6 protein-coding genes are annotated in these 6,424 nt (G+C 63.4%); 2 read left to right on the top strand and 4 right to left on the bottom strand.

The features are described from left to right. Positions 1-58: 58 nt before the first annotated feature. The 3 genes from fusA to rpsL are packed head-to-tail and all read right to left on the bottom strand — an operon-like array spanning position 59 to position 3,053. Positions 59-2,161: an elongation factor G gene (fusA, locus tag OXU43_06805; protein ID MDD9824863.1), complete on the bottom strand. Its 2,103-nt coding sequence runs from the start codon at positions 2,159-2,161 to the stop codon at positions 59-61. Between the two features lie 28 nt (positions 2,162-2,189). Continuing rightward, the gene (gene rpsG / locus OXU43_06800) at positions 2,190-2,663 is read right to left on the bottom strand and encodes a 30S ribosomal protein S7 (protein ID MDD9824862.1); all 474 of its coding nucleotides are present in this window, start codon (positions 2,661-2,663) and stop codon (positions 2,190-2,192) included. A gap of 15 nt (positions 2,664-2,678) precedes the next feature. Next, on the bottom strand, positions 2,679-3,053 hold the full coding sequence (rpsL, locus tag OXU43_06795; GenBank protein ID MDD9824861.1) for a 30S ribosomal protein S12: 375 nt from the start codon (positions 3,051-3,053) through the stop codon (positions 2,679-2,681). Between the two features lie 868 nt (positions 3,054-3,921). Between rpsL and OXU43_06790 the strand changes: the two genes are divergently transcribed. Further along, positions 3,922-4,467 carry a flavin reductase family protein gene (locus tag OXU43_06790; protein ID MDD9824860.1) on the top strand — a complete coding sequence of 182 codons (546 nt, stop codon included), beginning with the start codon at positions 3,922-3,924 and terminating at the stop codon, positions 4,465-4,467. A 2-nt stretch (positions 4,468-4,469) separates the two neighbouring features. Further along, the gene (locus tag OXU43_06785) at positions 4,470-4,769 is read left to right on the top strand and encodes a twin-arginine translocase TatA/TatE family subunit (GenBank protein ID MDD9824859.1); all 300 of its coding nucleotides are present in this window, start codon (positions 4,470-4,472) and stop codon (positions 4,767-4,769) included. Between the two features lie 37 nt (positions 4,770-4,806). Here the strand turns inward: OXU43_06785 and OXU43_06780 are convergent, their stop codons facing one another. Continuing rightward, the gene (locus OXU43_06780; protein ID MDD9824858.1) at positions 4,807-5,991 is read right to left on the bottom strand and encodes an O-succinylhomoserine sulfhydrylase; all 1,185 of its coding nucleotides are present in this window, start codon (positions 5,989-5,991) and stop codon (positions 4,807-4,809) included. Positions 5,992-6,424 lie beyond the last annotated feature (433 nt).

Genomic DNA, 6,424 nt, shown 5'->3' with positions numbered 1-6,424 from the left:
GCCCACGTTCACATGCGCCTTGTTGCGATCGAATTTCGCCTTCGACATCCTTCCCCTCCTAAACCGCGCCGGCCCGGACGCTCTCCGCAATGTTGGCCGGAACCTGGCCGTACTTCGCAAATTCCATGATGTAGGTCGCCCTCCCCTGAGTGCTGGACCGGAGATCGGTGGCGTAACCGAACATCTCCGCCAGCGGCACCTCGGCCCGGATGATCTTGCCGGCGGGCGAATCCTCCGTGCCCAGGAGCAGCCCCCGGCGGCGATTGAGGTCGCCGTTGACCGTCCCCAGGTACTCCTCCGGAGTCACCACTTCCACCTTCATTACCGGTTCGAGCAGCACCGGGGACGCCTTGCTCCCGCCTTCCTTGAACGCCAGCGAACCCGCAATCTTAAAGGCAACCTCGCTGGAATCAACCTCGTGGTAGGAACCGTCGAACAAGGTCACCTGCACGTCCACGACCGGGTATCCGAATACGATGCCGTTGTTCATCTGCTCGCGGATTCCCTTGTCAACCGCCGCGATGTACTCGCGCGGGATCGCCCCACCCGTAATCTTGTTCACAAATTCGTAGCCGCTGCCAGACTCCCGGGGCACAATTTTGATCGCCACGTGCCCGTACTGGCCGCGCCCCCCCGTCTGCTTGATGTACTTTCCTTCGGCGCGCTCCACCGGCTTGCGCACAGTCTCCCGGTAAGCGACCTGCGGCTTGCCCACATTGGCCTCCACCCGAAATTCCCGGCGCAGGCGATCCACGATGATCTCCAGGTGCAACTCGCCCATGCCGGAGATAATGGTCTGCCCGGATTCCGGATCGGTATGCACCTTAAAGGAAGGGTCCTCTTTCATCAGTTTGCCGAGAGAAAGCCCCATCTTTTCCTGGTCGGCCTTGCTCTTCGGCTCCACCGCCACGGAGATCACCGGGTCGGGAAATTCCATGCGTTCGAGAACGATCATGCGCTCCACGTCGCATAAGGTGTCGCCGGTGGAAACTTCCTTCAGCCCGACCGCCGCTGCGATATCGCCCGCCCTGACCTCCTTGATCTCCTCCCGGCTGTTCGCGTGCATCTGCAATATGCGGCCAATGCGTTCCTTCTTGCTGCGGGTCGAGTTATAAATCGTATCCCCGGACTTCAAGACGCCGGAATACACCCGGAAAAACGTCAGGGTGCCCACGAATGGGTCCGATGCGACTTTGAACGCCAGCGACGCGTACGGGTCCTCGTCGGAAGGACGGCGCGCGCTCTCAACCTCGCCGGCGTCGTCGGAGACCCCCTTGATCGGGGGCACGTCCAGGGGAGAAGGGAGGTAGTCTATCACCGCATCCAACAAAGACTGGACCCCGCGATTCTTGAACGCCGAGCCGCACAAAACAGGGACGATCTCATTAGCCAGCGTACGCAGACGCAAACCCTTGCGGATTTGCTCCGGGGCCAGGTCGCCCTTCTCAAGATACTCCTCCATCAAGGCCTCGGAGGCCTCGGCAGCCGCTTCCACCATCCGCTCCCGCCACTCCCGGCACTGCTCCAGCATCCCTTCGGGAATATCGCGCATCGCGAAGCGTGCGCCCAGGGTATCGCTGTCCCAATACACTGCCTTCATGGCAATTAGATCTGCGACGCCCTGAAAATTCTCCTCACGCCCCAGGGGCATCTGGACGGGAACGGGCGTGGCCCCCAGGCGCTCGCGCATCTGGTTCACCACGCGCAGGAAATCCGCTCCGGAACGGTCCATCTTGTTGACGAAGGCCAGCCGGGGCACCTGGTACCGATTCGCCTGCCGCCAAACGGTCTCCGACTGCGGCTCGACACCGCCCACGGCGCAAAAAACCGCGCAGGCGCCGTCCAGCACGCGCAGGGAGCGTTCCACCTCGATCGTGAAATCCACATGCCCCGGGGTATCAATGATGTTGATGCGGTATTCCGGGTGTTGATCGGCCATCCCCCGCCAGAAACAGGTGGTGGCGGCGGCGGTAATAGTAATGCCCCGCTCCTGCTCCTGTTCCATCCAATCCATGACGGCCGCGCCGTCATGCACCTCCCCCATCTTGTGGGAGACACCCGTGTAATAAAGGACGCGCTCGGTAGTCGTGGTCTTGCCGGCATCAATATGAGCCATGATGCCGATATTCCGGTACCGTTCTATCGGTGTGGTGCGGGGCATGGTTTGCCAGGTTCCCGTAATCGGATCGTTACCAGCGGTAGTGCGTGAAGGCCTTGTTCGCCTCCGCCATCCGATGCGTATCCTCACGCTTCTTAAAGGCCATGCCGCGCTGTTCGGCGGCCTCCTCCAGTTCCCGGGCCAGCCTCCTGCCCATGCCGGCCCCCTCGCGCCGGCGCTTGGCCGCCTGTACCAGCCAGCGCATAGCGAGGGCAGTGCTGCGGTCGGCGCGAATCTCAATGGGGATCTGGTACGTCGCCCCCCCGACCCGCCTGGATTTGACCTCCACCATCGGGCGCACGTTCTCCACCGCTTTGTGGAACACCTGCAGGGGACCGCCCTCGCCCTGAGACCGCACCCGCTCGAGCGCGCTGTAAACAATCTTCTCGGCCACGGATTTCTTCCCGCTCCTCATAACGATATTGATGAACCTGGCGAGAACCCGGTCTCCGTACTTGAGTTCCGCGGCAACCTCCCGCTTGCTGGCCACTCTCCTTCTGGACATGACGGAAACTCCGGCCTATGCCTTGGGCTTCTTGACGCCGTACTTGGACCGCCCCTGGCGCCGGTCGCCGACGCCGGAGGCATCCAGGGTGCCCCGGACGGTGTGGTAACGCACGCCCGGCAGGTCCTTGACCCGGCCGCCGCGGATCAAGATCACGGAGTGCTCCTGCAGGTTGTGCCCTTCCCCCCCGATATAACTGGTCACCTCGTGGCCATTCGTCAACCGCACCCTGGCCACCTTCCGCAGGGCGGAGTTCGGTTTCTTTGGCTTGGTCGTATAGACCCGCGTACAGACCCCTCTTTTCTGCGGGCAGGCATGCAACGAAGGCACATTGGACTTCTTGCGCTGCCGCCTTCGCGGCTGCCTGACCAATTGATTGATCGTTACCATCTCGCACTCGCCATAGCACTTGCCATTAGATTGCCGGGAAACCTTCCGGGCACGCGACAAGCGCGCCCACCTCCTTTCTCCTCTTTGTCGCTTTCAGTGCCGCATCCTGAGCGGGGGCCGGGAAACCCGTAACCTCCTGCCCTGGCGCGCAGGCCCAGAACGCTGAAACGGCAGGGCCGGCCCACTTTCCTGGTTCCCCACACGTGACTTTCCTCCAGGAAAGCCACGGAATAATAGCCCCGCCCTATCCTGCCTGTCAACAAAAAAAAGCGGGGGGTTGCCAAGCCCCGGCGCAACAGGGCACGTAGCGAGCCGCAAAGAGAAGGGGAGCCCGCAAGCCCCCCCGCAAAGGGGATTCGGCAGCATTGCCGTCGCCCGGACGGCCCCAAAGCCTCGCCCAGGCAGCGCTACAGAATCATGCAGGCGGCCGCGGCCGCGATTCCGGCAACGCAGAAAAGGCCGACCATCCACCGGATCAACCGGGACTCCAGGGCAGCCAAATCCGCCTTTGTCGCCACATCCGCGGCGGCGCCCGTTCCCTTCCCCGCAACGCTCTCGGCTCCTAAGGTACGGAAAACTTCCGTATCTGCTTGAGTCATGGGCAGATCTTACCACAACGCGGTACCGGAATCATAAGGCGCCCGATATGCCATGTCCGCCCGCCGCCCGCCACGAACGCCCATGAACGGACCGCCGGATGACCTCCCCGGTGCTCCGTGGTAGAGTGAATCGCAGGCGTCCGCGGTACGGGCGCGCCGGGGAATGCCCGCGCGGCACGGGCCGTTCGGACAGTCCCCGCGGAGCGCGCGCAGGACCAATGCGAAGACCGGCACGGGAGGCGCCCGGGGCCGAAACCGAGCAAAAATTTATGGAAACAGAAGCCAGCGATCCGGCAGGACTGCCGTCTTCTCCCCCATTCGAGACGGAGGAACTCCGCCGGGCCCTGGGCTGCTTTGCCACCGGGGTAACGATCGTGACCACCCTCGGCCCCCGGGAGGAGCCGCTGGGCATAACCGCGAGCTCTTTTAACTCGGTGTCCCTGGCGCCCCCGTTGGTGCTGTTCGGCGCGCGCAAGGAAACATACAGCCTGCCGGCATTTCTATCGGCGAATTCGTTCGCGGTCAACGTGCTGACCGCCGAGCAGCAAGAACTGTCGGCGCGCTTCGCAAACTCCGGAAAGGACAAGTGGCGGAACGTGGAATACGCCCGTGTCCGGGGCAACGGCTGCCCTTACTTCCCCAACGCCCTCGCGGTGTTCGAGTGCCGCATCCACGATACCTATGAGGGCGGGGACCATGTGATTTTCATAGGCCGGGTGCAGTCCTTCCTGGCCAACCCGGAGCGGCCGCCGCTGCTGCACTACCAGGGATATTACGCCCTTATGCAACCGCCGCGGCGGCCAGGACACGGTTAAATATGGACATCGGCTTCTGGGAGATGGTGGTGATCGGCCTGCTGAGCCTGCTGGTTATGGGGCCGGAGAAATGGATGTCCCTGGCCATGGAAACGGGGCGCTGGTACGGCCGTCTGCAACGCTCCTTCCGCAACGTGCGCAAGACGGTACAGGCGGAACTGGAGCGAGAGGAATCCCTGTCGGATACGCAGAAGATCCAGCCCGGCAAAAGCCTCCCCAGCGCCGCGCCGCCGCGGCCGCGGCCGGAGGCCCCCCTGCCGCCCGCGGACAACGAGGCAAAGGCCGAGCCGGAGCCGCGTTAGGCGCGGGACGGCGCGGACCCAGCCCTCGCGCAGGCACTCAAGACAAGACCCGGGCCAAGTCCGCCCTCAAGTCTGCCGGGTCTTCGAGACCCACGGACAGGCGGATCAACGTCTCGCGGATCCCCGCGGCCTCCTTCTCCTCCGCGGCAAGCCGCCAATGCGTGGTAGTGGCGGGATGGGTGATCGTGCTTTTGGCGTCGCCCAAATTGGCCGTAATCGAGAACAGTTCCACGCCGTCTATAACCCGCCAGGCCTGCTCCCTGCCGCCCGCCACCTCGAAGCTGACGATCCCGCCGCCGCCCTCCTGTTGCCGGCTGGCCAGCCGATGCTGCGGATGCCCGGGCAAGCCGGGGTAATACACCCGTTCGACCCCCGGCTGCGCCTCCAGCCAGCGCGCGATCTCCAGGGCATTGTCGCAGTGCGCCTGCATCCGCACAGACAGGGTTTCCAGCCCCTTGAGGAACACCCAGGCATTGAACGGGCTCATGCTGGGCCCTGCCGTGCGCAGAAACCCGAATACATCCTCGCCCAACAATTCCTCGCTGCCCACCACCGCACCGCCCACGCAACGGCCCTGCCCATCAAGGTACTTGGTGGCGGAATGGATCACCAAGTCCGCGCCGTGCGCGAAGGGCTGCTGCAAAACGGGCGTGCAGAAACAATTATCCACGACCAGCAGGCAGCCGCGGTCGCGGGCGATCCCGGCCAGCCTGGCGATGTCGGCGACCTCGGTCAAAGGATTGGAGGGAGTCTCTAAAAACAACATCCGGGTAGCGGGCCGTACCGCCTCCTCCCAGGCTCGGTAATCGGTCAGCGGCACGAAGTCCACTGCAATCCCCAGGCGCGGCAGCAAATTCTTGAACAGCATGACGGTAGTGCCGAAGATGCTGCGCGAGGCGACTATGCGATCGCCGCTCTTGAGCAGGCTCAGGCAGGTGCTCAGGATAGCGCCCATGCCGGAAGAAGTGGCAATGCACCGTTCGCCTCCCTCCATAGCCGCCAACCGCTGCTCGAAGGCGCGCACCGTGGGATTGGTAAAACGCGAATAGACGTTGCCGGCTTCCCGCCCGCTGAAGCGGTCGGCCGCCTGCTGCGCCGACAGAAACGCGAAACTTGAAGTCAGGAACAGCGCTTCGCTCTGCTCCCCTTCGGCGGTACGGCGCTGGCCGCCATGGACCGCGCGCGTACGAAACGCGTACTGCCCGGGTTCTTTTTTCAACATGTCCGACGCCCTCCTTTTCCCACAGCGCGGGCAACCAGAGAGCCAGACCCGCTCAAACGGAGCGGCGGGAATGCAAAGCGGGGAAAATCCGCCTCGTATGCTCTGACCGAGCCGGATCCGACTCGCTTTAGCAGTATTTACTGGAGCGCCCGCAAGCTGAATATCAAATCGGCGCTTTGGTAGATGACTATAGCCGCGGCTACCGCGAAAGTCAAACCCGCGTTTGCGGCCTGCAAGCCGTTACGCAATCGGGGGGAAAAGATTCCCATCCCGCCATTCCCGCCCTTTACCCCGCCATTCCCGCGCAACAGTCTGTGCAAAAACTCCGAAAATCCAGAACCGCGCGAAAAACTACCCACTGGCACGGCAAATATCCGCCATTCCCGCGCAGGCGGGAATCCAGCGTATAAAGCGCGCGCTTCGCGCTCCTTCA

The sequence above is a fragment of the Gammaproteobacteria bacterium genome (assembly GCA_028817255.1).
GTDB lineage: Bacteria > Pseudomonadota > Gammaproteobacteria > Porifericomitales > Porifericomitaceae > Porifericomes > Porifericomes azotivorans.
The sequence above is the reverse complement of the archived record's forward strand: the minus strand, read 5'-3'. Positions and strand labels throughout refer to the sequence as shown.